Source organism: Nonomuraea sp. CA-143628 (assembly GCF_050942315.1).
Classification (GTDB): domain Bacteria; phylum Actinomycetota; class Actinomycetes; order Streptosporangiales; family Streptosporangiaceae; genus Nonomuraea.
The window spans coordinates 763,958-788,072 of sequence record NZ_CP192072.1 but is presented as its reverse complement, the minus strand read 5'-3'; the positions used below and the strand labels follow the sequence as shown (position 1 = coordinate 788,072).

Sequence of the window (24,115 nt, the reverse complement as noted above, 5' to 3'; positions counted from 1 at the left end):
CGCCACTCCTCCCGCTCCGTCACTCCCATCGGAACAGCGCCGCGGCCACCGCCGTGCCCGCCACGATTATCCCGGTAAGGATCATCATCGGGAAGAGGGCGGTGGCGCCGGTCCAGGCGGCGTTCAGCAGGTCCACGCCCGGGGTCAGCGGCAGGAAGTCGCCGATCGCGCGCAGCGAGTCGGGCAGGGCCTTGCGGGGAACGGCCGCGCCCGCCAGGAAGACCATCGGGAACATGACCATCATGCCGATCAGGCTCGCGCCCCTGGTGTTGCGGACGATCGCGGCGATCACGAAGCCGAGCGCGCAGACCGTCACCGAGCACAGCACGAAGGCGACGGCCAGCAGGGGTACGTTCGTGGGGGGCTTCGCGCCGAACCCTACGATCGCGGCCACCACCAGCAGCGCCGAGCCGACCAGGGCCGCGGCGACCTGCGCCACCAGCTGGGCGCCGAGCAGCAGGACCGGGGAGATCGGCGTCGTCGCCAGCCGCTTGAGCACCTTGCGCTCGCGGTAGGCGGCCACGATGCCGGGCATGGCGCCCATCCCGCCGATGGCCGCGATCATCGCCATGTAGCCGGGGACCGCGCCGCTGTCACCGCGCTTGAGCACCAGCAGCATCAGCGGGAAGGCCATCATGAAGAACACCGAGGCGGGATCGCGCAGCAGCAGCCTCAGCTCGGTCGTGGTGAGCGCGGTGAACGCCTTCATTGGTCCGCTCCTTCCAGGGCGAAGTACGCTTCCTCCAGGCTGGAGGTGCCGGTCCGGGCGATGATCTCGGCCGGGGTGCCCATGGCCCGGATCCGGCCGTGGGCGAAGACGGCCAGACGGTCGCACAGCGCCTCGGTCTCGTCGAAGTAATGGCTGACCAGCACCACGGTGGTGCCGGAGGTCTTCAGCTCCCGTACCAGCCGCCAGGTCTCCCGGCGGGCAACGGGGTCCAGGCCGGTGGTCAGCTCGTCCAGCACGACCACCTCGGGGTCGCCGACCAGGGCCAGGGCGAGCATCAACCGCTGCTTCTGCCCGCCGGACAGGTCGCCGTACGCCTTGCGCGCCAAGGGGGTCAGTCCCCAGCGCTCCATGACCTCCCGCCAGTCGGCGGGCTGGTGGTAGAAGGAGGCGAAGGCGTGCAGCGCCTCGGCGACCTTGATCCGCTCCGGCAGCGCGCCCTCCTGGAGCTGGGCGCCGATGCGCTGGGCCAGGGCCCGGCGCCGGCGCGCGGGGTCCTCGCCCAGAACCCGCACGCTGCCTCCATCGGCGCGCCGCAGCCCGAGGAGGCATTCGACGGTGGTGGTCTTGCCCGCCCCGTTGTGGCCGGCGATCCCGAAGGTCTCCCCAGCGTGGACCGTGAACGTGACGCCGTCCACGGCGGTGGTGTCCCCGTACGTCTTGCGCAGGTCTGTCACCTCGATGGCTTCCATGTCTCAAGACTCCCGTCGGGGCGGGTCTCGCGACATCGCCCATCACGCCGCCCCGGCATCCTCCATCCGGGTGATGCGCGCCGGCGCGTTTCACCCGGTTTCGCGCTATGAAGGGATATGTGGAATCTGCCCACTACTGGCGTTACCGCGGGCTCGGTGGCCTGGACCTGATGCGTGCGCAGTTCGTCCGGCACCGGTTCGCCCGGCACAGCCACGAGACGTACGCGATGGGAACGCTGGAGGCCGGCCAGGAGGAGATCCGGTTCTCTGACGGCGTGCAGTACGCGGGGACGGACGAGGTCGTGGTGATCGAGCCGGACGTCGTCCACACAGGCGGGCCCCACACGACCGACGGATGGACGTACCGGGTGCTGTACCCGAGCGTCGAGCAGGTGCGGGAGGTCGCCGACGAGCTCGGCGTGCCCGGCGGGACCCCGTCGTTCGAGCGGCGGGTGATCACCGACCCGCGGATGGCCCGGCGAGTGGCGGCCGCCCATCGCGCGGCGGAGTCCGGCGCGTCGCTGGCCGCGGACTCCCAGCTTCACACGCTGCTGACCCTCATGCTCCGCGCGTACGGCACGCGCCGACCGCAGCGCCAGGCCCGCCGGACCGGCAGGAAGAGCATGGCCCAGGTACGGGATCTGCTGCACGCGACGATGCCGGACCCGCCGGGCCTGACCGAGCTGGCGGCCACCGCGGGGGTCACGCCGTACGCCCTGTTGCGCTCCTTCCGGCACGCGTACGGCATGCCGCCGCACGCGTACGTGACCCAGTTGCGCGTCGCGAAGGCTCGCGAGCTGCTGCGGCAGGGCATGCCGCCCGCGCAGGCGGCCGTCACGGTGGGGTTCTGCGACCAGTCGCACCTCTCGCGGCACTTCCGGCGCCTCGTCGGGGTGCCGCCGCGTGCCTACCAGCGCGGGGTGCAATAACGTCCAATCCTTCGCGTACGCCGCGTATCTACCGTGCCCGCATGACGACCGACGAACGCGCTCTCCCTCTCGAACTCGACCCCTCCGCCATTCAGCGCCTGGGCCGGCACGCGGTGGATTTCCTCGCCGACTGGGTCCGCGAGCTGGACTCGGCGCCCGCGAGCGACTACCGGCAGGCCGGACAGCTGGTCACCACGTTGCGGCGCCCGCCCGGCGAAGGTCCCGGCGACTTCGCCGCGCTCCTGGAGCTCTTCCGCCAAGCCGCCGGGCAAGGCGTGGACACGGCCGGTCCTGGCTATCTCGCGTACTTCCCGGCGGGCGGGCTGGTCACAGCGGCGCTGGCCGAACTGCTGGCCCAGACCGTCAACCGCTTCACCGGCGTGGCCCAGGTGGCGCCCGCGCTGGTCGCCATGGAGCACGGGGTGCTGACCTGGTTCTGCGAACGGTTCGGGCTGCCGGAGGGCTCGGGCGGGCTGGTCACGACGGGCGCGTCGGTAGCGACACTCTCGGCACTGCTCGCCGCCCGCCACGCCCACTTCCACGGACACGGCGACGGCGACGGCGACGGCGTGTTGGGCGACGGCACGTTGTACGTGACCGAGCACACGCACTACTGCGTCGCCAAGGCCGCCCGCGTCGCCGGCCTGCCCGCCGAGCGGATCCGTACCGTGCCCGCCGCCGCGGACCTGCGCATGGACGTCTCGTCAGCGGCCGAGATGATCGCCGCCGACCGCGCCGCGGGGCTGCGTCCGTTCCTGCTGGTCGGCACCGCGGGAACCACCAGCTCCGGCACCATCGACCCGCTTGTGGAGCTGGGCGAGCTGGCTCGCGAGGAAGGGCTGTGGTTCCACGTGGACGCCGCCTACGGTGGCGGGTTCCAGCTCACCGAGCGGGGCCGGGACCGGCTCGCCGGGATCGAGGCGGCCGACTCGATCGCGCTGGATCCGCACAAGAGCCTGTTCCTGCCTTACGGCACGGGCCTGCTCCTGGTGCGCGACCCGGCCGTACTGCATGCCGCCCACGCGGCCGACGCCCGTTACCTGCAGGACCTCAGCCCGGTGGACGACCTGCCCGACTTCGGGCACCTCGGGGTGGAGCTGACCCGGGAGTTCCGCGGGCTGCGACTGTGGCTGCCCCTGCATCTGCACGGCGTACGGGCCTTTGAACGGGAGCTGGACGAGAAGCTCGACCTCGCCGTCCATGTCCACCATCAGCTGGCCCAGGACCCCCGCTTCGAGGTGCCGTGGGACCCGGACCTGACCGTGGTGCTCTTCCGGCTGCGCGGGACGGACGAGGACAACAGGCGGCTCCTGACCGAGATCAATTCCAGCCGGCGCGTGTACCTGAGCAGCACCACCATCGACGGCAGGTTCTTCCTGCGCCTGTGCGTGCTCAGCTTCCGCACCCACGCGGATCGCGTCGAGGAGGCGCTGGGAATCATCCGATCAGCGTGCTGACCCAAGATGCCACCTCCGGAGTGATATGACTTGAAAGGCATATGACCCTGATGGCATAGTGGGTGTGTGGACATTGACTGGCCAGCCGAATTCGGTGCGTGGCTTGACCGGCTCGAAACAGAAGCCCGCGCCGGCGATCAGTGATCGCGGCTGCTCCTGGTGTTCACCGCCCGCGCCCTGGATCAGCTTCGGAATATGACTGGACCGATCGCCCCGGATACGGAAACGGCCACGCTCCGGTGGGTTCGCCAGTCGCGCCGTCATCAGCTGTGGCGGGTGTCGCACGCCTACCATCCGGAGGTGGCGGTGCGATTGATCTGCTGGTTTCCACCGAACACCGGGAAGGTCGTCGTGGCCTTGTTCGCCGGCGACAAAGCCAAGCTGGGCGATCTGTTCTATGACAGCGTGGCCGCACGCGCGGACGGGCTGATCGATCAGTGGAAACGGGAGACAGCGTTTGAGGAGAAGCCATGACCGAGCCTGACAACACCTTCGTCCGCGGCAACGAACACCTGGACCGACTACTCGCCGATCCCGAACTCGCCGCTGACGTGGCCCAGGCGCACGAGGCGGCCGAGGAAATGGACCGCGCCTATGCCATGAACCTAGCGATGATCCGCAAAGCCGGACAGATGACCCAGGTCGAAGTGGCCAGGAAACTCGGCGTGGGACAGGCCGTGGTGTCCCGGCTGGAGAATCGCAGCGACATGCTGCTGTCCACTCTGTTCGACTACCTCACGGCAACGGGAGCCGAAAGCGCCAGCATCGTCGTGACCGTCCACGGACGCCGTATCGAACTGGACCTGGCGCAACTGCGCGCCACCTCCTCCGACCAGCGATCAGCGTGATCCGCCACGACGTATCAGTCCATCCAGTGAAACCAGGCATCGAACACGCTGTACGGCGGGCTGCCAAGGTTTGTTTCCACCCGCAGCCCGGCCTCTAAGCGCAAGCTGAGGACCTGAGAACCGAGCAAGGCGACATCGTGTCGATCGAGCGCCTGGCCGATCTGCCGAAACTCCTCCTCCCATCCCGGTGGGGCGGCGTCCGTGACCAGCGACAGATCCGGCATGCCGCGACTACCGGCACCGCCAGGCCCCGATGATCGGACGTCGGGCTTGAAGAGTGCCGCCAGTGGAGCGAGCCGGCTCAGTGCCAGGGGTAACCCGCCAACCTCCGTCCAGCCGCTGTCGGAACGGCACATCGAGCCGTCTCGCTTGGTGATGAAGACGTCGATGTAGGACGCATATCCAGAGCTGTAATGCCGGAACTCGGCATCGGCAACGCTCAACGTCGGCATTCGGCCGATATCGGCAACAACCTGTCGGAGGAACCCCTCAACAGCGACGGCTCCGCCGGCCCATGCTCCTTCTGTACTTGCCAGTTGATCGTTCGCCGCGCTGCGGAGAGCCGCCGGGTCGGTTGTCAGCTTCCTGCTCACTCGTTCGCTCCTCCGTCCGGCTTTCCGGCCGTTCGCCGCACAGTAGCCGGGACCGCCCCTCTGCTGGGCGGACAAAGGCGTCGAGGTTGGGCTGGTCACAGCCCCGGAAGGCCAGGTCAGATACCGTGGGCGGGTTTTGGCGACGTTACTGGGCGTCGCCATCCTCGCCAAGACCGACACTGCTGATAATACGAATTACTTCAGCTATTACCCCTTGACATCCTCTAATGTCCGGTTTCACAATGACCGAACTAATGCGCATTAGCAGGACGATAGGTGATACGCACAGTGACGAGTTCAGGGCGCCGTCTGACGCAGCAGGACATCGCGCGCATGACCGGAGTGAGCCAGACGACGGTGTCACTGGTGCTCAACGGGCGGGCCGACGGCGAGGTGCGGATCTCGCCTGAGACCCGCGACCGAGTACTCCAAGTAATCAGGGAGACCGGATACGTCGCCGACCCGGCGGCGCGCGGGCTGGCCGAGCGGCGTAACCGTATCTACGGCGTGTTCACCTACGAGGCCGTCTTTCCGGCGGAAGGTGCTGATTTCTACCATCCGTTCCTGGTCGGCATCGAGGAGTGTGCCGAGGAGGCGGGGTGTGACCTGCTGCTGTTCACCAGTGCCAAGGTGGAGCAGGGTGAGCGGCGGCGGATCTTCAGTGGGGAGAGCCGCATTCGGCTGGCCGACGGATGCGTTCTGCTCGGCCGGACGATCGACCGGGACGACCTGTCTCGGCTGCTGACCGAAGGCATCCCGTTCGTTTCGGTCGGCCGTCGCGACGACGCCGGCGGGCCGGTGCCGTACGTCGGGGCCGACTACCCGCCCGCGATGCGCGCGCTGGTCGAGCGGGCAGCGGCGCTCGGGCACCGCCGGATGGCCTATGTCGGAGTGGGGGCGGGCGCGGAGTCCTTCGCCGACCGGCTGCGCGGTTTCACCGAAGGTGTGGCCGCGACCGGTGTCGAAGGGCTGCACCTGACCACCGCGGACGGGCTGTTCGACTCCGGTGCGACCGTGGTGTTCGCCGAGGAGCTGGCCGACGGCGTGGCCATCGTCGAGAGCGCCCGAGCCCGTGGCCTGGACGTGCCGCGCGACCTGTCCATTCTCGCGCTGGGCGCGTCCACCAGGCCGGTGTCGACCGACATCGACTTCGCCGGGTTCCGCATTCCCCGGCGGCAGATGGGGCGCAGGGCCGTCGAGCTGCTTACCGGGGTGCTGGAACGCGGTGGTGTTCCGCAGGAACTGCTGGCGTGCGAGCTGGTCGAGGGATCGACGCTGGCACCCGCACTCCGGACATGACGCTGGCACCCGCACCCCGGACATGACCCTGGGCCCCGTGACGGGCACAGACACAGACCGTACTTGAGGAGAGGTAACACCCCACGTGGTTGAGATATCGGCAGACGCACTCGTCGTCGGCGGCGGGCTGGGCGGCGTGGCCGCCGCGCTGGCCCTGTTGCGGGCCGGGCGCTCGGTGGTGCTCACCGAGGAGTACGACTGGCTGGGCGGACAGCTCACCAGCCAGGCCGTGCCCCCGGACGAGCACACCTGGGTGGAGCGGTTCGGCGTCACGGCGAGCTACCGCGCGCTGCGCGACGGCATCCGGCGCTACTACCGCGACCACTACCCGCTGACCGAGCGGGCGCGGGCCTGGCGGGAGCTGAATCCGGGCGCCGGGCACGTCAGCAAGTTGTGCCACGAACCGCGGGTCGCCGTCGCGGTCATCGACGAGATGCTGGCCCCCTACCGGGGGTCGGGCAGGTTACGCGTACTGCAGCCGTACCGGCCGATCAGGGCCGAGGTGGACGGCGACCGCGTCACGGCCGTGCGGCTCGCGCACCGCGACAGCGGCGACGAGATCACGGCGGTGGCGGCGTACGTGCTGGACGCCACCGAGACCGGCGAGCTGCTGCCGCTGACCGGGGCCGAGTACGTGACCGGCTTCGAGTCGCAGGACGAGACCGGTGAGCCGAGCGCCCCGGCGACGGCCCAGCCGATGAACATGCAGGCCGTGTCCGTGTGCTTCGCGATCGACCACGTGGACGGCGACCACACCGTGGACAAGCCCGCCTCGTACGACTTCTGGCGCGCCTACCAACCCCCCTTCTGGGGCGACCGGCTGCTGTCGTGGCGCTGCCCGAGCCCGCGGACGCTGGAGATCGTGGAGCGTTCCTTCACCCCGAATCCGGGTGACGACCCCCGCCTGGTGGAGGCCGACCAGCGGGTCAATCCGGGCGACGGCAACCTGTGGACGTTCCGCAGGATCGCCGCCCGCGACAACTTCCGGCCCGGCACGTACGACAGCGACATCACGCTGGTCAACTGGCCGATGATCGACTACCTGGAAGGGCCGATCATCGACGTGCCGGACGCCGATCGGCACCTGGCGGCGGCCCGCGAGCTGTCGATGTCGGTGATGTACTGGCTGCAGACCGAGGCCCCCCGCCACGACGGCGGCACCGGCTACCCGGGCCTGCGGCTGCGCGGCGACGTCACGGGCAGCGCCGACGGGCTCGCCCAGGCCCCCTACATCCGCGAGTCCCGGCGCATCCGGGCCCTGACCACCGTCACCGAACAGGACCTGTCCGTGGCGGTACGCGGCGACAAGGGCGCCGCCTCCTATCACGACTCGGTGGGCGTGGGCATGTACCGCATCGACCTGCACCCCTCGACCGGCGGCGACAACTACATCGACGTCGCCTGCTCCCCGTTCGAGATCCCTCTCGGGGCGCTGATCCCGCAGCGGATGACCAACCTGCTGCCCGCCTCCAAGAACATCGGCACCACCCACATCACCAACGGCGCCTACCGCCTGCACCCGGTGGAGTGGAACGTCGGCGAGGCGGCCGGCGCGCTCGCCGCCTTCTGCCTGGACCAGGCCACCACGCCGCACGCCGTGCGCGCGGACGGGCGGCTCCTGGCCGACTACCAGCACCGGCTCGGCGGCGACGGCGTGGAGCTGCGCTGGCCCGACGTCACCGGCTACTGAAGCCATAAGGAGAATCCCCCATGAAAGCACCCGGGAAGCTTGCGGCCCTGACGCTGACCGCCCTCCTCACAGCCACCGCCTGCGGCGGCGGTGACGCCGCACCGGCCGCGAAGGGCCTGCAGCCGCTGCGCATGTCGATCTGGACCTCCAACGAGGCCCACCTGAAGCTGTTCAAGGACATCGCCGCCGAATACCGCAAGTCCCACCCGCAGGTCGGCGAGATCACCTTCGACCCGATCCCGTTCGAGAACTACACGACCACGCTGACCACCCAGATCGCCGGCGGCAACGCCCCCGACCTGGCGTGGATCCTGGAGAACTCCGCCCCGGACTTCGTCGGCTCCGGCGCCCTCGTCCCGCTCAAGAGCAAGATCGAGAAAGCGGACGAGCTGGTCCCCGCCGCCACCCGGCTGTGGGAGAACGGCGGCGAGCTGTACGCCTACCCGTTCTCCACCTCGCCCTTCGGCATCTTCGTCAACACCGACCTGGTCAAGGCCGCAGGCCAGAAGTCGCCGCGCGAGCTGATCAAGGCGGGCCAGTGGGACTGGGAGCACGCCAACGAGATCAACAAGGCCGTCGCGGCGAAGGGCAAGAACGGTCTGACCATCCTCAACTTCGACTACAAGGCCTGGGACAACCTCGCCACCATCTGGCAGGGCTGGGGCGCCAAGGCGTGGAGCGACGACGGCGCCACCTGCCAGTTCAACTCGCCCGAGATGGTGGAAGCCATGACGTTCGTCCACAAGGCGATCTTCACCGACAAGTCCATGCCGGGGCCGGGCACCGCCGTCGACTTCTTCTCCGGCGACACCACGATGGCCGTGGCCCAGATCTCCCGCGCCGCCATGCTGAAGGACGCGACGTTCAAGTGGGACCTGGTGCCGCTGCCCGCCGGGCCGAAGGGCAAGTACGCGGTCATGGGCCAGGCCGGGATCGGCGTGCTGAAGAAGTCGCCGAGGGCTGAGCAGGCCGCCGACTTCCTCGCCTACTTCACCAACGCCGCCAACTCCGCCAAGCTCGCCGCGTACTTCCCACCCGCGCGTAGCTCCCTGCTGACCGCCGACACCATGGCCAAGACCAGTCCCATGCTGAACAGCGACCAGCTCCAGGAAGTGGTGATCGACGGCATCGAGAAGGGCGTGGTCAAGCCCAGCCACAAGGGTCAGGCCGAGCTCGCCCAGACCACCAGGGCCGCGCTCGACCCGCTGTGGAAGCCGGACGCCGACGTCAAGGCGGTGCTGGACAGCGTGTGCGCGAAGATCCAGCCGTTGCTGGGCGGATGACGTGACGGTGACGGATCTGGGCAACCGGGTGGCCGAGCGCGCCGCCACCCGGCGCCGCCCCTTCTGGACGATCCCCCGGCGCGACGCCCTGGTCGGTTACCTGCTGATCTCGCCGCAGCTCGTCGGAAGCGCGCTGTTCGTCCTGCTGCCGCTCGGCCTGGTCGTCTACTACAGCCTCCAGGAGTGGAACGTACTGGCGGGCACGTTCGAGTTCGTCGGCGGCGACAACTACGCCAAGCTGCTCGCCGACCCGAACATGGGGCAGGTGCTGACCAGCACCGCGCTCTTCTCGGTCGGCCTGGTCGTGCTCAACCTCGCCCTCGCCCTCCTCCTGGCCATCCTGCTCGACCAGCGGCTGCGCGGCACCACGTTCTTCCGGACGCTGTTCTTCTCTCCGGTACTGGTGTCGCTGGTCGCCTGGACCATCGTCTGGCAGTTCCTGCTCCAGCAGGACGGCGGCGTCAACGGCGTGCTCGGCGTGGTGGGCGTGGACGGTCCCAACTGGCTGCGCGGCGAGACCACCTCCCTGCTGTCGGTCATCGTCGTCCAGGTCGTCAAGAACGTGGGCCTCAACATGGTCCTGTTCCTGGCCGCGCTCCAGGGCGTGCCGCGCCAGTTGTACGAGGCGGCGCAGCTCGACGGCGCCGGCGCCTGGACCCGGTTCCTGCGCATCACGGTGCCCCTGATCAGCCCGACGATCCTGCTCACCTCGATCGTCACCGTGGTCGGGTCGCTGCAGGTGTTCGCCCAGATCGCCGTGCTCACCCAGGGTGGGCCGGGCATGTCCACCACCGTCCTCGTCTACTACCTGTACCAGCAGGCCTTCCAGTTCCGGCACCTCGGCTACGGCGCCGCCCTGTCGGTCCTGCTGTTCCTGATCGTCGCGGCGCTGACGTTGCTGCAGTGGCGGCTGCGCCGGAGGTGGGTCTTCCATGAGTCGTAGGGTCAAGCTCGCGCTGTACGCGCTGCTGTGCGTGTTGTGCGTGCCGTTCGTCTTCCCGACCTGGTGGATGGTCACCTCGTCGGTGAAGCCGATCGGCGACATCTTCGCCTTCCCGCCCGCGCTGGTGCCCTCCAGGTTCGACTTCTCCACCTACGGCAGGGTCTTCGAGCTGCAGCCGTTCGGGCAGCAGTACTTCAACAGCCTCTACATCGCCGCGGTGGTGACCGTCGGCACGATGGCGGTGGCCGCGATGGCCGGCTACGCCTTCGCCCGCGTCCGCTTCCCCGGCCAGAACGTGCTCTTCCTGGTCGTGCTCGTCGGCCTGCTGATCCCCAGCGAGGTGACGATCGTCCCGCTGTTCCAGATGTTCCACACCCTGGGGATGACCGACACGCACTGGCCGCTGATCCTGGTGCCGATCCTGGGCGCGCCCAGCGTGCTGGCGACGTTCATCATGCGGCAGTTCTTCATCACGCTGCCCGGCGAGCTGGAGGAGGCCGCCAGGGTCGACGGGCTCGGCCGCTTCGGCACCTTCTACCGGGTGGCGTTGCCGCTGGCCAGGCCGGCGCTCGGTGCCGTCGCCATCTTCACGTTCCTGCACTCGTGGAATCTCTACCTCGAACCGATCGTGTTCCTGTCGACCCCGTCGAAGTTCACCCTGCCGCAGGCGCTCACCCAGTTCGTCGACGCCTACGGCTCGCCCCTGTGGAACGTACAGCTGTCTGCCGCCACGATGACCGCCCTCCCCATCCTGGTCGTCTTCGTGCTGGCCCAGCGGCAGTTCATCGAGGGGCTCGCGCACACCGGTCTGAAAGGCTGATCATGCTCTCTCGCCGCACCCTCCTGCGCGCCACCGCTCTGCTCCCGGTGGCCACCCCCCTGCTCGTGCCCGGCTCCGCGTTCGCGGCGGTCCCAGACCTGCCGCCGCTGTCCACCCTGAATCGCGCCTCGTTCTCTCCCCAAGAGCAGCGCTTCGCGCCGTACCTGGCCACCCTCGCGCCCATGGTCAACGACATGGACGACAGCGGCTTCTTCGCCGGTGGCTGGTGGCGCTCGCCGGCGGCGTCGTACAACGCTCGTGTGCAGGAGCACGTCTTCACGCTGGCCTGGTTCTACGCCAACGCCCGCCCGTGGAACCCGTACGCGGGGGACGCGAACCTGCTGGCCGCGCTCGACGCGGCGCTCGGCCACTACCTGTCGCTCCAGCACTCCGACGGCTCCTTCCCCGAGTACAGCCGCGACGAGCACGGCCTGGCCCCCACCGGGTTCGGCATCGGCTACCTGGCCAAGACCCTGCGGATCCTGCGCGCGGCCGGGGCATTGCCGACGAGGCAGGCCCAGATCACCGCCGCGTTGCACAAGGCCATGACCTGGTTCCTGGATCCCGCCAACCACTCCGTCTGGCAGGAACCCCTCAGCTACGCCAACCAGACCACCTCGGGCCTGGCCGGGGCCTCACTGGCGCTCAAGCTCGACCCCGACCCCGCGCTGGCCAAGGGCCTGACCGAGGCGTTCCCCCGCCTCGCCGCGACCGGCTTGAGCACCGCCGGCTTCTTCCACGAGAAAGGGGGCCACGACATGAACTACAACTTCGAGGTCATGCTCCCCGAGATGGCCGACGCCTACCAGCAGACCGCAGACCTGAACCTGGTGAACATGGCCCGCGCCTTCACCGGCTTCCTGTCCTACAACCTGCTGCGCGAGCCCGACGGCGCCGGGTACATGGTCAACGTCGCCCCCTCCACCCGTACCAGCGCCCGCTGGTACGACGAGGTCCGGCCCGACCCCGACAGGACCGCGCTCAACTGGACGTTCATCCGCCAGGTGCCGCTGCTGTCGGCCTTCATGACCGCCCGCGAGGACCTCGCCGAGGCCCGCGCCGCCTGGGCCAGGTCCACCGATCCGGTGACGCCGCTCGCCAAGCAGGACACCTCACCGCGCATCCTCACCCACGGCCTCTACGGCGAGGGGTTCCCCACCAGACGGCAGCGGGCCGCCGCCATCGCGGACCTGCCCTACCTGCGCTCCGACAACTTCGTCGAGCTGCGCAAGGACCGTGGCCAGGACTTCCTGTACGTCCGCAAGCCCGGCCTGTACCTGGGCGGTTACTTCGGCGACCGCGCCTCCCTCGCCCGCACCGGCCTGACCTTCCTGTGGCATCCCGAAGCCGGCACGATCATCTGCGGGCTCAACGACAACAACTACGCCTGCTGGGCCACCGTCTTCCCCGGCCAGGCGCCCGACTCCAACGGCCCCCTGCCCGCCACCTACTTCCGCGGCGCCCCCGGCGGCAAGGAGTGGACCGGCGGCCCGCCCCCCGCCGCCCTGGGCATCCGCTACGGCAACGCGAACGTCGCCACGGACGTCCTGGTCACCCCCCGGACGATCCGGCGCACGGTCAAGGCGAACGCCGCCGCCACCGAGCAGATCCCCCTCGTCCTCCGTCCCACGGACGTCCTCACCTTCACGAACGGCACGCAGGCCACGTTCGGCGGGTCGACCACGGCCACCGCCGACGGCTTCGACGTCCGCCGAGGCCGCACCACGATCCGTTTCCGCTGGGGCACCGCGATGGAGGCGACCGTCGCGGCCGGCAGCGTGCGCTACTTCCGCGACGGCGCCCGCCGCTTCCACGCCCTCCGCATCCCTCACCAGGGCACGTTCGACCTCACGGTCATCGTGGGCTGACGCGACCGACGGGCCGGGTGCTCCGCCCCGTCGGCCACCTCGCAAGCACGCTCCCGCTCTAAAGTGAGGACGTGTGATTCGAGCCGCGACAACCGATGACATGCCCGCCGTACGGAAGGTCGCCAAGAGGTTCGGCCTGCTGGCCGGATGGTCCGGTACACCCGATTTCCTCGACGCCGAGCGCTCTTTCGGCACGCTCCTCTTCGCCGCGGACGAGGCCGGTGGAGCGCTCGGCTTCGGTGGCACGCTCCGGCGTGGCCCCCTCACCCACCTGGGCGATCTGTTCGTACTGCCCGAGCATCAGTCCTCAGGGGTGGGCCGGACCATGCTCACGGAGTTGCTCTCCGAAAACGGGCCGAAAGTGACGTTCGCCTCGTCCGACCCCCGCGCCATGGCCCTCTATGTCCGGCACGGGCTGCGTCCCTGGATCCCGCTGCTCTACCTGACCGGGCCGACGGCGGGACTGCCCGCGCCACCGGTACGGCGAACGGATGCGGACGACATCGCGGCGCTGGACACCCACGCCTCCGGAGGGGCGCGTCGTGCCACCCTTGCCTGGTACGCCGCCCTGCCGGATGTCGCGGTGTACGCCACGGACGGTGGTTACGCCGCTGCCCGCCGGACCGGCCACGATGTCGTCATCGGGCCGGGCGGCGGGGTCAGCCCACAGGACTGCGCGGACGCGGTGCTCGGCGCCCTCGCCGCCGCCGAGGCGGGCACCGCCCGGATCGCGGTCCCGGGGACGCATCCCCTCGTGCCCACGCTGCTCGGCGCCGGCTGGCGCATCGGGGACATGGACACCTTGATGGCCGACGACGGCGGCCTCGACCTGATCCAACCGGACCGCTACGTCCCCCATCCGGATCTCGGCTGAATAGCGGGTTCAAGGACAGGCCCCATGCGGGTTGGCGGCCGTGCCCTCGGTGCTGAGCAGGACGACCACCGAGGTCGGGCCGAGCCCCAGCGCCCTACGGCGCCCGTCGGCGCCCTCCCCGGTGAGCACCCCGCGGACACCGGCGAGCGCGGCGGCCCCGCACGGGCCCGCTGAAACACCGAGCTCCACCAGGTCACCGGCCGCGCGAGCGGCGGCGGCGTCAGTGATGGCGACCGCGGCGTCCAGCCCGCGACACAGGTAGGGCCAGGCGATGCTGGACGGGGTGCCGCAGTTCAGCCCGGCCATGGCGGTTGGGCCGGTGGTGACGCTGACGGGTTCGCCACGGGTGAGACTCTCGATGACGCAGGCCGCGGCTTCCGGCTCGACCGACAGCAAGGCCGGCGCCGATACGGGCGGACGGCCGCGGTAGTGGGTGACCACGGCCTGGGCCAGGGAGCCGACACCCACCGGGACGGCGACGAGCCCGGGCGCCGTGGCTCCGGCGGCGGCGAGCTGCTCGTCGATTTCGACGCAGAGGGTGGAGTAGCCCTCGACGATCCAGCCCGGGATCGTCTCGTAGCCGGGCCAGGCGGTGTCCTGGATCAGGATCGCGTCGGCGGCGGTGCCGGCCGCCTCGGCCGCCTGGCGCACGGCGTCGTCGTACGAGCCCGGCACCCGGGTGATCTCCGCCCCCTCGGCGGCTATGGCCACCACAGCGTCCGGATGGACACCTCGGGGGACGAAGATGTGCGCGCGCCGCCCGAGCAGCCGCGCCGTCCTGGCCACGGCGCGGCCGTGGTTGCCGTCGGTGGCGCTGACCAGCGTGACGGGCTCCACGGCGGTACGCTCCGCCAGAGCCCGGTGCACCGCCCAGGAAGCGCCCAGCGCCTTGAAGGCCGGCAGCCCGAGACGGGACGACTCGTCCTTGACGAACACCCGGCCGACCGCCAGCTCGGCGGCCAGGGAGGGAAGTTCGGTCAGCGGAGTGGGCGCGTAGCCGGGCAAGGCGGCGTGGAAGTCCCGCACTCCGGCAGGAGCGGGCGCGCAGGTCCAGGACCGGGCGGCGGGCCGGGCGAACCACGGCAGGGTCGTCGTGGAAGAAGCGTCATCTAGCACGTCCCCAGCCTGTGGCCCGCTTCGACCATCGGTCCAGCGAATGCGGAAATCGGACCTCTGCCGCAGACTGGAATCGGCCCTGTCCAGGCATCCAATCCGCCGCGAGCATGGTTCATATGACTCCTGAGAGAGGACGGACCATCGTGGACAGCGCTTTGACGAGTCCGAACGCGTGCCACCTCGCTACCGCGTCGGGCGGTGAGCACTGATGCCGTCGGCGGTTCTGCTCGCCCTGGCCGCCGCCGCCCTGTACGGCGCCTCGGACTTCCTCGGTGGGCTGCTGTCGCGCCGTACCCACTACGCGCTGGTCGGGCTCGTCGGGCAGTCCGCCGCCGCGATCGGTGGCCTGGCCGCCGCCCTTGCCGTCAGCGCCCAGCCCAGCATGGGCGCGATCGGATGGGGGATCGGCGCCGGGCTCGGTGGGGCGGTCGGGACGCTGGCCCTCTACCGCGGGCTGTCCCGGGGACGGATGAACGTGGCCGGGCCGCTGTCGGCCGTCGGCGCGGCCGGTCTGCCCATCCCGGTCGACCTGCTGTCCGGCGGGGAGTTCACGGGGCTCGCGGTCCTCGGCGTCGCCCTGGCCATCCCCGGGATCTGGCTGGTCGCCGCGCAGCCGGGCAAGCGCGGCGGTGACGGTGGTGGTAGTGCTGGAGTGGCCGAAGGGCTGCTGGCCGGGCTCGGTTTCGCCGCCCTGTTCGTCTGCCTCGGCCGGGCCGGGGACACAGCGGGCCTGTGGCCGGTGGCCGCGAGCCAGCTGTCCGCCGTCGTGGTCCTGGCCGTCTACACGCTGGCCGGCCGTCGGGACTGGCAGGCGCGGGCGGCCCAACCCGTCGAAGCGACGCGGACCGCTGGAGCGGCCCGGACCACGGGCCCGGCGCGACTGCCCTGGATGGCACAGGTGCCGTGGGCGGCGGTTTGGACCGGGGTCCTGGGCGTGGGCGCGACCGTTATGTACTTCCTGTCCACCCGCGAAGCGACACTCACCGTCTCCGCCGTCATCACCTCCCTCTACCCCGCTTTCACAATCGCCCTGGCCGCCCTCGTACTGCGCGAGCGGACCAGCCTGGCGCACGCCGCAGGGCTGTTGCTGTGCGCGGCTTCCGTCGGCGCCTTCGCCGCCGGTTGAGCCCCCCCAGCCCCCGCTACGCTGCGACGGGTGAGCGCGGTGAACTCGACCCTGCAGTTCAAAGGCCACTACCCATGATGGGGCAGTGGCCTTCGACAGAACGTTTCAGCGACCGGCCGTGAGGTTAGTCGCAGTGCTCGAAGCCGCTGGTGTACGTGCTGCTGCCGACCGAGCCGCCCCACTTGACGCACTTTCCGGGAGCGGCGAGCTTCACCGGTCCCGCGTAGTAGTCGAAGCTGCCCGAGTCGGTCTTCCTGTCCGCCCCTTGCGGCTCCAGGAAGGCCGACACCGCCGACCCCTTGCCGAGGTTCGTCGTCTTCAGCGTCACGACGCAGTTGTTGCTGTTGCCCGAGTTGTACAGCAGGTAGGCGCGGCCACCCGTCAGCGCGGCTGAGTCGATGACCGTGAACCCGGCGCCACAGACGCTCTCGGGGGTGTTGGGGTTGGGGGTGCCACCCCCGCCGCACCCGTTGGTGCTCTTGATGGCCTTCTTCGTGCCCAAGGACACGGTCACGCCCTCAACGGTCGGGCTGGTGTCCATCGCGCCGGAGGAGGTGCGCTGTTCGTAGTGCAGGTGGGGAGCGTTGGAGCCGCCCGTCGAGCCGACGGTCCCGATCACGGTGCCCTGGCTGACGGTCATGGAGCTGCCGGCCGCCTTCACCTGGGTCGCGAGGTGGGCGTACCGGGTTCTGGTGCCGTCGCTGTGACGGATCTCCACATACCTGCCGTAGCTGGTGTTTCCCAAGTTGTAGAAGTACGCGGTGCCGGCGGCGGTGGCGCGTACGGTCTCACCGTTGATGGTGTCGCTGCCGTAGTTCTGCCAGTCGATGGAGCCCGATGGGTTGTGAGTGGGGGTCCAGTTGTTGGCGTTGAAGGTCTTCCCACAGTTGAACGGGCTCTTGTGGGACACGGCCATGACGCTGCTGCCCTGCGCTGAGGCGGCCTGGGGAATCAGCGCTGCCGCCGCGAAAGTGGCCGACACGGCAAGGACGGCAAGTTTAAGGGTCTTCGGCCAGGTCGGCCTGCCGATTGCGAGCATGCTCACTTCTCTCTGAACAGGTGCGTATGGGGGGAGACGCTTAGCGCTCAGTTCCTTGATGCCGAGAGTCCTGTGGGGACAGGACTACGTCGGCGCCATGGTGATCCCGTTCTATCGGAAGGGAGGGCCGCCTTCAGGGCGAACCCGAAGCAGAAAGGTAATCGAGGGCCCGCATATCACTCGCATATGCCCCGCATAGCGCACCACTACGAGGTGGGTTGCCGAGCGGCGGTGTCGGGCCGCCGCGCCCGGAACCTGCCCTGGGTGACGGCGAGGACCGCGCCGACGAGGAGCACGGCCGCTCCCGTGGCCTGCACCGTGTCGAAGGACTCGCCCAGGAACACGGCCGAGCACGCCGTCCCGATGACGGGCACGACGAACATCATGATGGACGCCGACGCGGGACCCACGGCGTGAATGCCCCGGTAGTAGAGCAGATTCGCCACCGCCGTCGGGCCGAGCGCCACGAAGACGACGTTCAGCCAGACGTAGGCGGGCACATCCTGCCAGGCGACCTCGGTGGCCGCCGGCGCGCTGTAAATCGCCAGCAGCACCGCCCCGCTCAGCGTCGCGTACGTCGTCGCCTTGAGCGGCTCGATGCCGGCGAGCACGCGGCGACCGGACAGCGTGAACGCCGCCCAGCAGCAGGCGCTGAGCAGGAACAGCAGATCACCGATGAGCCGGGCCTGGCCCGTGCCCGCGGCTCCGGCCGAACCCGCGAAGAAGATCAGCGCGCCGACCGCTCCGGTCGCCAACCCGGCCACCCGCGCCACTGACGCGTTCTCCTTCCGCGTGATCAGCAGAAAGGCGGTGGTCAGCACGGGACTCATGACCGGGACGATGCTGCTTCCGTCGATCGCCGGCGCGAGTGACAGCCCCCAGAAGAAGAACAGGTTGTAGGCGAAAACCCCGATCACGCCCGCCCCGGCGGCCCGTGCCCAGTCCCGCGGCGACGACCGCCGGCGGGCACCGCCGAGCTGCCGGGACAACCGCAGGGCGACCAGGAGCGCCAGAGCTCCACCGCCGAAACGCAACGTCGCGACCACGGAGTGGGGCAGGTGATCCACGATCACCTTGGAGCTGCTGAAGCCGCTTCCCCACAGCAGCATCGTCGTGGCCAGCAGTACGTAGGGCTGGGTCCGGCCCGCGCCACTCGTTTCCGTGTCTGCCATAGGGAACCTCCGTCTTTCCGCGCCCTGGAAACAAGGAGGCGGGCGCGACAGCAGCGACCATCCTGTGCTCAAGGCGATGGGCTGGTCTTGTACGCTCGTGCGCCGCGAGTCGTACTCACATCCATGGAACGAGGTGATGACGAGATGACCGGCAGGGGCCACGCGGCCCGGGAATGGACCAGCTACTGGCGCTCGGCCGAGATGCCGTTGGAGGCCATGTACGCGCGCTTCCTCAGCCACCGCTATCACCGCCACAGCCACGAGACCTACTCCTTCGGTGTCACCGAGCAAGGCGCGCAGACCTTCACCTGCCGCGGCGCCGGGCATACGAGCGCGGCCGGGATGGTCATGGTGTTCAACCCCGATGAGGTCCACGACGGGCATGCGGCCCACGAGCTGGGATTCACCTATCGGATCGTGCACATCGGCCAGGAGCTGATCACCGACGTCCTCACCGACGTGACGCGGCGCCCCGCCGGACTGCCGCTGTTCGCCAGTCCGGTCCTCAACTCTCCGGCCCTGGCGACGCGGCTACGCGACCTGCACACCGCGCTGCTGGGCGGCGCCGACCCGCTGGAGCGCGACGAACTGCTCTCCGGCACGATCGCCGCCCTTGTCCGCCTCGCCGCGCGCAGACCCCCCGAACCACCCGCCACCCTCCGCGCGGCCACTGCCGCGTATCTCGCCGCGAAGGCCCGCGAGCTGATCGACGACCGCTACACCGAGCCGATCAACGCCGACGACCTCGCGGCCTGGACCGGCTCCAGCCGGTACGCCGTCTATCGGGCCTTCCGCACGACGTACGGACTGGCGCCCAGCGACTACCAGCGCCAGCTGCGCCTGCGTGCCGCCCGCCGCCTGCTCGCCCGGGGACGGCCCACGGCCCGGGTGGCGAGCGAGGTCGGATTCACCGACCAGGCCCATCTGACTCGTTGGTTCACCCGCTCGTACGGCGTCACGCCCGCCCAATACCGCCTGGCGAGACCCTGAGGCTCGCCGCCGCTGATGCCCGCTGCCGGCGACGCGCGGAGCGGCGGTTTCAGGTGCCGGCGAACATGCGGGGACTGGCGTGCAGGATCACGACGTTCGGGCCCGGCTCGGCCAGGGCGTCGGTGAGCTCCCCGGCCAGGGACGCGGGCGTGGCGACGCGAGCGGGGACCCCGAACGACGCGGCCAGGGCGGCGAAGTCCGGCCTGACCAGTTCGGTGCCGGTGGGAGTGCCGAACGCGCCGGTCATGTACTCGCGCAGGATGCCGTAGCCCCCGTCGTCGACGATCAGCCAGGTGACGTCCAGGTCGTGCTGGCGCATGGTGGCCAGTTCCGCCAGGCCGTACATCGCGCCGCCGTCGCCCGAGATCGCGAGCGCGCGCTGTCCGGAACCCGCCGCGCCGACCGCGGCGGGCAGCGCGTACCCGAGGCCGCCCGCGCCCTGCGCCGACCACATGTGGCCGGGGAAGGCCGACCACGCCCAGTAGGTGAGGATGGTCATGTCCCAGAACGACAGCACGTCGGACGGGATCGACTCCAGGAGCGCGAACTCCTGCTCGTGGCCGCTGAGCCGGTCGCGCACCCGCCGCAGCACGGCCGCCACGGCCGCCTCCGCGCGCCCGTCGCCTTCCCTGGGCCGCACCGCCTCGGCGAGCGCGCCCAGCGTCGCCTTGGCATCGGCGTGTACGGCGAGCGACCCGCTCGTGTTGGCCTCCAGCTTGCCGGGGTCGGCCTCGATGTGGATGACACGGCCGCGCGGGCGCATCGTGTGGTAGTTGCTGGACAGCTCCCCCATCCCTGTGCCCGCGACCAGCAGCACATCCGCCTCTTCGAGGAATTCCGTGACGAAGCGGTCCTCCAGCCACGACTGCAACGACAGCGGATGCTCGCGGGGGAAGACACCCTTCGCGGCGAACGTGGTGGCCACCGGGGCGCTCAGCCGCTCGGCCAGGGCGAGGAGCTCGGGCCCCGCCCCGGACAGCGCGACCCCGCCGCCGGCCAGGATGACGGGGTTAGACGCGGCGTCGAGCGCCTGTACGGCCTGTCGTACCAGCTCGGCACGGGGTCGCGGCGTGCGCGGACGCACGCTCAGGTCGGCCACCACCGGGATGTCCGTCGGCGCGAGCAGGATGTCCTGCGGGATCTCCACCCACGCGGGACCTTGCGGCACGCTGAGCGCCGCCTCCCAGGCCAGGGCCAGCGCGGAGGGAATCTGTGAAGCCGCCCGTACGACCTGGACCGACGTGGCCACGCCCCGGAAGGAGGCCGCCTGGTCGGGCAGCTCGTGGAGGTACCCCTTCCTGCGGCCGCCCAGCCCGTCGGACGGGATCTGGCTGGAGATGCCGACCACCGGCGCGCAGGCCAGGCGCGACTCCATCAGGGCGGGCAGGGTCGCCAGCGCGCCAGGACCGGTGGAGACCATGAACGGGGTCACGGTCCCGGTGGCGCGGGCATGGCCGTCGGCGGCGAAGGCGACGCCCAGTTCGGTGCGGCAGCCGACGTAGCGCAGCGGCGAGCGGCGCAGCGCGTCGAACATGGCGAGCGCGTGCTGACCGGGTTCGCCGAACACGGTCGTGGCGCCGAGCGCGACCAGCGTCTCGGCGACCAGGTCTCCCCCGGTCCTCATGCCCGCTTCCCCAGCGCCAACAGGCTGATCAGGTCGTAGGCGACGTGCGCGGCCGCGACCGAGGTGATCTCGGCGTGGTCGTAGGCGGGGGCCACCTCCACCACATCGGCGCCGACCAGGTTGCAGCCCGACAGCCCGCGCAGGATCTCCAGCAGCTCGCGGCTGGTCAGGCCCCCTGCCTCCGGGGTGCCCGTGCCCGGAGCGTGGGCCGGGTCGAGCGCGTCGATGTCGACGGAGATGTAGAGCGGGCGGTCGCCGATCCGCTGGCGCAGGGCGTCGGCGATCTCGTCGGGGCCGCGCCGCATGACGTCGGCCGAGGTGACGATGCCGAAGCCGAGCCTGCGGTCCTCGGCCAGGTCCGCCTTGCCGTACAGCGGCCCTCTGATGCCGACGTGGCTGAGCGCCTCGGTGTCGAGGATGCCTTCCTCCACCGCGCGGCGGAACGGCGTGCCATGGGTGTACTCGGCGCCGAAGTAGGTGTCCCAGGTGTCCAGGTGGGCGTCGAAGTGCAGCAGCGCCACCGGCCCGTGCTTGCGGTGCACGTCACGCAGGAGCGGCAGCGCGATGGTGTGGTCGCCGCCGATGGTGACGAGTTTGGCCTCGAACTCCCCGGCGGCCTGCTCGATCGTGTCGATGGCCTGGCCGATGTCGAACGGGTTGCACGCGATGTCCCCGGCGTCGGCGACCTGGAGGTCGGCGAACGGTGAGACGTCCAGCGCCGGGTTGTACGGCCTGATCAGCTTGCTGCCCTGACGCACCGCGGCCGGGCCGAAGCGGGCGCCGGGACGGTAGGAGACCCCGCTGTCGAACGGCACGCCCACGATCGCGACCTCGGCCCGCTCCACCTGGTCGATGCGGGGCAACCGGGCGTAGGTGTCGGGCCCCGCGAAGCGTGGCACCCGCGAGGCGTCGACGGGTCCCTGAGACATGTAACTCCCCCTGTGAACAGCACGTTTCCGGACAAAGGCTGCTATTGACACCCTTGGCGCCGCAGACCACTATGTCGGAAAACCTCGTTTACCGGAAGGCAACCGCGTTGTCCGAAAAGCTCTGGGGTGGACGCTTCCGCTCGCCCGCCGACCCGTCCCTGCTCGCCCTGTCCCGTTCACCCGACAGCTACTTCCGCATGTCGGCCTACGATCTGGCGGGCTCGCGCTCTCACGTCCGTGAGCTGCTCAGGGCCGAGATCGTCGACGAGGCCGAGGCGGCGCGTTTGCTGGCGGAGATCGACACGCTGGACGAGGACGTACGCGCCGGACGCGTCGGCCCGAACGACTCCGACGAGGACGTGCACACCTTCCTGGAGCGGGTCCTGGTCGAGCGGCTGGGCGAGGTGGGCGGCAAGCTGCGCGCCGGCCGCTCGCGCAACGACCAGACGGCCAACGACCTGCGGCTGTACCTGCGCGATAACGCCAGGAAGCTGGTCCTGGCGCTGGCCGAGCTGCAGGACGGCCTGGTGGAGCAGGCCCGCGCGCACATCCGTACCGCGGCGCCCGGCTTCACCCACCTGCAGCCCGCCCAGCCGATCGTGTTCGGGCACCAGCTGCTGGCCCACGCGCAGGCGTTCGCCCGCGACGCCGACCGGCTGGCGGACTGGGACCGGCGCACCGCCCGCTCCCCGCTGGGCTCGGCGGCGCTGGCCGGGTCGGCGATCGCCGTACATCCGGAGCTGTCGGCCGCGGAGCTGGGCTATGACGGGCCGTGCGAGAACTCCATCGACGCCGTCGCCAGCCGCGACCACGTGGCCGAGTTCCTGTTCGCCGCCTCGATGCTGGGGGTGAACCTGTCGCGGCTGTCCGAGGAGATCTGCAACTGGGCCTCGCGCCAGTTCCGCTGGGTGGAGCTGCACGACTCCTTCGCCACCGGCAGCTCGATCATGCCGCAGAAGAAGAACCCCGACATCGCCGAGCTCACCCGGGGCAAGGCGGGCCGCCTGCTCGGCAACCTCAACGGCCTGATGGCCACGCTGAAGGCGATGCCGCTGGCCTACAACCGGGATCTGGCCGAGGACAAGGCGGCCGTCTTCGACACCGTGGACACCCTGGTGATCGTGCTGCCCGCCATGGCCGGCCTGGTGCGCACGCTGTCGGTGAACGTCGACGAGCTGCGCAGGCAGGCGACCGAGGGCTTCACGCTGGCCACCGAGGCGGCCGACTGGCTCTCGCGCCGCGGCGTGCCGTTCAGCGAGGCCCACGAGATCACCGGCGTGCTCGTGCGTACGTGCGAGGACAAGGGCCTGGACCTGCACGAACTGTCGGACGCCGACCTGGCCGCGGTGGACGCGCGGCTGACGCCGGACGTGCGTCCGCACCTCACCGTCGAGGCGGCTCTCGCCGCGCGTACCGGCTACGGCGCCACCTCCCCCGACCGGGTCCTGGAGCAGATCGACCGCCTCACCGACGTGCTGGCGCGGCAGCGCGCCTGGGCCCGCGACTACCAGGGTCCCGCGACGTGATCCTGCTTCCGGACTCGCCCGGACTTGGCCCACGGGCCCGTGAGCTGCGGCGCCGGCGCCGGCTCAGCCTCACCGAGGTGGCCGAGCGGGCCAGGCTCACCAAGGGCTTCCTGTCCAGGTTCGAGCGGGGACAGGTGTCCATCTCGGTCGCCTCCCTGCTGCGCCTGTGCGAGGCGCTCGACCTGGACGTGGCCGACCTGTTCGCCGGCTCGGCCGGGCGGCTGGTCAGGTCCGAGAGCCGGGTCAGGCTGGAGTTCGGCGGCAGCGGCATGACCGAGTACCAGCTGACGCCCAAGGACGAGAGCAGGCTGCTGGTCCTGCTCAGCGAGATCGAGCCGGGCGGCGGGTCGGGCCGCGAGCCGTACACGCTGCCCGTCGACATCGAGTTCGTGCACGTCCTCAAGGGGCTGTTCACGATCGAGGCCGCGGGCGAGCGGGTCGAGATGCGCGAGGGCGACTCGTTCCTGTTCCCCGGCGACACCCCCCACACCTTCACCAACCCCGGCGATCAGGTCGCTCGAGTCCTGTGGGTGCTGTCACCCGCTCTGACCTCTCGCTCCTAGGAGATCC

General features: G+C 70.3%; 23 protein-coding genes. 15 read left to right on the top strand and 8 right to left on the bottom strand.

Features of this window, described 5'->3' with window-relative positions:
• Positions 1-19: 19 nt before the first annotated feature.
• Both ACQP2T_RS03785 and ACQP2T_RS03780 read right to left on the bottom strand, forming a co-directional pair.
• Entirely contained in the window at positions 20-709 is a 690-nt protein-coding gene (locus ACQP2T_RS03785; RefSeq protein ID WP_433514805.1) for an ABC transporter permease, read from the bottom strand.
• Positions 706-1,419 (bottom strand): ABC transporter ATP-binding protein, encoded by a 714-nt coding sequence (locus ACQP2T_RS03780; protein ID WP_433514804.1) that lies wholly within the window; start codon positions 1,417-1,419, stop codon positions 706-708. The genes ACQP2T_RS03785 and ACQP2T_RS03780 overlap by 4 nt, the downstream gene beginning before the upstream one ends.
• A gap of 119 nt (positions 1,420-1,538) precedes the next feature.
• Between ACQP2T_RS03780 and ACQP2T_RS03775 the strand changes: the two genes are divergently transcribed.
• The 4 genes from ACQP2T_RS03775 to ACQP2T_RS03760 all read left to right on the top strand — a co-directional run bounded on the left by ACQP2T_RS03775 (position 1,539) and on the right by ACQP2T_RS03760 (position 4,653).
• A complete protein-coding gene (locus tag ACQP2T_RS03775; protein WP_433514803.1) occupies positions 1,539-2,348 on the top strand; it encodes a helix-turn-helix domain-containing protein in 810 nt (269 codons plus the stop codon).
• A gap of 41 nt (positions 2,349-2,389) precedes the next feature.
• Positions 2,390-3,805, top strand: coding sequence for a pyridoxal phosphate-dependent decarboxylase family protein (locus ACQP2T_RS03770; protein WP_433514802.1), 1,416 nt, complete (start codon positions 2,390-2,392; stop codon positions 3,803-3,805).
• Between the two features lie 195 nt (positions 3,806-4,000).
• Complete coding sequence (locus tag ACQP2T_RS03765; RefSeq protein WP_433514801.1) at positions 4,001-4,279, top strand: hypothetical protein; 279 nt, start codon at positions 4,001-4,003, stop codon at positions 4,277-4,279.
• Positions 4,276-4,653, top strand: coding sequence for a helix-turn-helix domain-containing protein (locus ACQP2T_RS03760; RefSeq protein ID WP_433514800.1), 378 nt, complete (start codon positions 4,276-4,278; stop codon positions 4,651-4,653). Before ACQP2T_RS03765 ends, ACQP2T_RS03760 begins: the two co-directional genes overlap by 4 nt.
• A 14-nt stretch (positions 4,654-4,667) precedes the next feature.
• On the opposite strand, the gene ACQP2T_RS03755 is transcribed toward ACQP2T_RS03760, so the two are convergent.
• Entirely contained in the window at positions 4,668-5,246 is a 579-nt protein-coding gene (locus ACQP2T_RS03755; RefSeq protein WP_433514799.1) for a hypothetical protein, read from the bottom strand.
• A gap of 288 nt (positions 5,247-5,534) precedes the next feature.
• Between ACQP2T_RS03755 and ACQP2T_RS03750 the strand changes: the two genes are divergently transcribed.
• From ACQP2T_RS03750 to ACQP2T_RS03720, 7 genes are all read left to right on the top strand, one after another.
• Entirely contained in the window at positions 5,535-6,545 is a 1,011-nt protein-coding gene (locus ACQP2T_RS03750) for a LacI family DNA-binding transcriptional regulator (RefSeq protein WP_433514798.1), read from the top strand.
• 85 nt (positions 6,546-6,630) lie between these two features.
• The gene (locus ACQP2T_RS03745; protein WP_433514797.1) at positions 6,631-8,235 is read left to right on the top strand and encodes an FAD-dependent oxidoreductase; all 1,605 of its coding nucleotides are present in this window, start codon (positions 6,631-6,633) and stop codon (positions 8,233-8,235) included.
• A gap of 20 nt (positions 8,236-8,255) precedes the next feature.
• Positions 8,256-9,518 carry an ABC transporter substrate-binding protein gene (locus ACQP2T_RS03740; RefSeq protein ID WP_433514796.1) on the top strand — a complete coding sequence of 421 codons (1,263 nt, stop codon included), beginning with the start codon at positions 8,256-8,258 and terminating at the stop codon, positions 9,516-9,518.
• Position 9,519: 1 nt separating this feature from the next.
• Positions 9,520-10,461, top strand: coding sequence for a carbohydrate ABC transporter permease (locus tag ACQP2T_RS03735; protein WP_433514795.1), 942 nt, complete (start codon positions 9,520-9,522; stop codon positions 10,459-10,461).
• Positions 10,451-11,281 (top strand): carbohydrate ABC transporter permease, encoded by an 831-nt coding sequence (locus tag ACQP2T_RS03730; RefSeq protein ID WP_433514794.1) that lies wholly within the window; start codon positions 10,451-10,453, stop codon positions 11,279-11,281. The genes ACQP2T_RS03735 and ACQP2T_RS03730 overlap by 11 nt, the downstream gene beginning before the upstream one ends.
• Positions 11,282-11,283: 2 nt before the next feature.
• Positions 11,284-13,149 (top strand): hypothetical protein, encoded by a 1,866-nt coding sequence (locus ACQP2T_RS03725; RefSeq protein WP_433514793.1) that lies wholly within the window; start codon positions 11,284-11,286, stop codon positions 13,147-13,149.
• Between the two features lie 100 nt (positions 13,150-13,249).
• The gene (locus ACQP2T_RS03720; protein WP_433514792.1) at positions 13,250-14,023 is read left to right on the top strand and encodes a GNAT family N-acetyltransferase; all 774 of its coding nucleotides are present in this window, start codon (positions 13,250-13,252) and stop codon (positions 14,021-14,023) included.
• Between the two features lie 9 nt (positions 14,024-14,032).
• Here ACQP2T_RS03720 and ACQP2T_RS03715 read toward each other — a convergent pair whose 3' ends face one another.
• Entirely contained in the window at positions 14,033-15,139 is a 1,107-nt protein-coding gene (locus ACQP2T_RS03715; RefSeq protein ID WP_433514791.1) for a diaminopropionate ammonia-lyase, read from the bottom strand.
• 208 nt (positions 15,140-15,347) lie between these two features.
• On the opposite strand from ACQP2T_RS03715, the gene ACQP2T_RS03710 reads away from it, so the two are divergent.
• Complete coding sequence (locus ACQP2T_RS03710) at positions 15,348-16,265, top strand: EamA family transporter (protein ID WP_433514790.1); 918 nt, start codon at positions 15,348-15,350, stop codon at positions 16,263-16,265.
• A gap of 124 nt (positions 16,266-16,389) precedes the next feature.
• Here the strand turns inward: ACQP2T_RS03710 and ACQP2T_RS03705 are convergent, their stop codons facing one another.
• Together ACQP2T_RS03705 and ACQP2T_RS03700 are read right to left on the bottom strand one after the other, a co-directional pair.
• Positions 16,390-17,304 (bottom strand): M23 family metallopeptidase, encoded by a 915-nt coding sequence (locus tag ACQP2T_RS03705; RefSeq protein WP_433514789.1) that lies wholly within the window; start codon positions 17,302-17,304, stop codon positions 16,390-16,392.
• A 206-nt stretch (positions 17,305-17,510) separates the two neighbouring features.
• Entirely contained in the window at positions 17,511-18,476 is a 966-nt protein-coding gene (locus tag ACQP2T_RS03700) for a DMT family transporter (protein ID WP_433514788.1), read from the bottom strand.
• Between the two features lie 123 nt (positions 18,477-18,599).
• Between ACQP2T_RS03700 and ACQP2T_RS03695 the strand changes: the two genes are divergently transcribed.
• Positions 18,600-19,466: an AraC family transcriptional regulator gene (locus tag ACQP2T_RS03695; RefSeq protein WP_433514787.1), complete on the top strand. Its 867-nt coding sequence runs from the start codon at positions 18,600-18,602 to the stop codon at positions 19,464-19,466.
• 49 nt (positions 19,467-19,515) lie between these two features.
• Here ACQP2T_RS03695 and ACQP2T_RS03690 read toward each other — a convergent pair whose 3' ends face one another.
• Positions 19,516-21,090, bottom strand: coding sequence for a thiamine pyrophosphate-binding protein (locus ACQP2T_RS03690; RefSeq protein ID WP_433514786.1), 1,575 nt, complete (start codon positions 21,088-21,090; stop codon positions 19,516-19,518).
• Complete coding sequence (speB, locus tag ACQP2T_RS03685; RefSeq protein WP_433514785.1) at positions 21,087-22,019, bottom strand: agmatinase; 933 nt, start codon at positions 22,017-22,019, stop codon at positions 21,087-21,089. The genes ACQP2T_RS03690 and speB overlap by 4 nt, the downstream gene beginning before the upstream one ends.
• 71 nt (positions 22,020-22,090) lie before the next feature.
• Between speB and argH the strand changes: the two genes are divergently transcribed.
• The gene (argH, locus tag ACQP2T_RS03680) at positions 22,091-23,545 is read left to right on the top strand and encodes an argininosuccinate lyase (protein ID WP_433514784.1); all 1,455 of its coding nucleotides are present in this window, start codon (positions 22,091-22,093) and stop codon (positions 23,543-23,545) included.
• On the top strand, positions 23,542-24,108 hold the full coding sequence (locus tag ACQP2T_RS03675) for a helix-turn-helix domain-containing protein (RefSeq protein ID WP_433514783.1): 567 nt from the start codon (positions 23,542-23,544) through the stop codon (positions 24,106-24,108). The genes argH and ACQP2T_RS03675 overlap by 4 nt, the downstream gene beginning before the upstream one ends.
• The last annotated feature ends 7 nt before the right edge of the window (positions 24,109-24,115 follow it).

Coding starts and splice junctions, on each gene's coding strand:
- ACQP2T_RS03785 (WP_433514805.1), bottom strand. CDS start 709: ATGAAGGCGTTCACCGCGCTCACCACGACCGAGCTGAGGCTGCTGCTG.
- ACQP2T_RS03780 (WP_433514804.1), bottom strand. CDS start 1,419: ATGGAAGCCATCGAGGTGACAGACCTGCGCAAGACGTACGGGGACACC.
- ACQP2T_RS03770 (WP_433514802.1), top strand. CDS start 2,390: ATGACGACCGACGAACGCGCTCTCCCTCTCGAACTCGACCCCTCCGCC.
- ACQP2T_RS03765 (WP_433514801.1), top strand. CDS start 4,001: ATGACTGGACCGATCGCCCCGGATACGGAAACGGCCACGCTCCGGTGG.
- ACQP2T_RS03760 (WP_433514800.1), top strand. CDS start 4,276: ATGACCGAGCCTGACAACACCTTCGTCCGCGGCAACGAACACCTGGAC.
- ACQP2T_RS03740 (WP_433514796.1), top strand. CDS start 8,256: ATGAAAGCACCCGGGAAGCTTGCGGCCCTGACGCTGACCGCCCTCCTC.
- ACQP2T_RS03730 (WP_433514794.1), top strand. CDS start 10,451: ATGAGTCGTAGGGTCAAGCTCGCGCTGTACGCGCTGCTGTGCGTGTTG.
- ACQP2T_RS03725 (WP_433514793.1), top strand. CDS start 11,284: ATGCTCTCTCGCCGCACCCTCCTGCGCGCCACCGCTCTGCTCCCGGTG.
- ACQP2T_RS03720 (WP_433514792.1), top strand. CDS start 13,250: ATGCCCGCCGTACGGAAGGTCGCCAAGAGGTTCGGCCTGCTGGCCGGA.
- ACQP2T_RS03710 (WP_433514790.1), top strand. CDS start 15,348: ATGCCGTCGGCGGTTCTGCTCGCCCTGGCCGCCGCCGCCCTGTACGGC.
- ACQP2T_RS03705 (WP_433514789.1), bottom strand. CDS start 17,304: ATGCTCGCAATCGGCAGGCCGACCTGGCCGAAGACCCTTAAACTTGCC.
- ACQP2T_RS03700 (WP_433514788.1), bottom strand. CDS start 18,476: ATGGCAGACACGGAAACGAGTGGCGCGGGCCGGACCCAGCCCTACGTA.
- ACQP2T_RS03695 (WP_433514787.1), top strand. CDS start 18,600: ATGGAACGAGGTGATGACGAGATGACCGGCAGGGGCCACGCGGCCCGG.
- ACQP2T_RS03690 (WP_433514786.1), bottom strand. CDS start 21,090: ATGAGGACCGGGGGAGACCTGGTCGCCGAGACGCTGGTCGCGCTCGGC.
- speB (WP_433514785.1), bottom strand. CDS start 22,019: ATGTCTCAGGGACCCGTCGACGCCTCGCGGGTGCCACGCTTCGCGGGG.
- argH (WP_433514784.1), top strand. CDS start 22,091: ATGTCGGAAAACCTCGTTTACCGGAAGGCAACCGCGTTGTCCGAAAAG.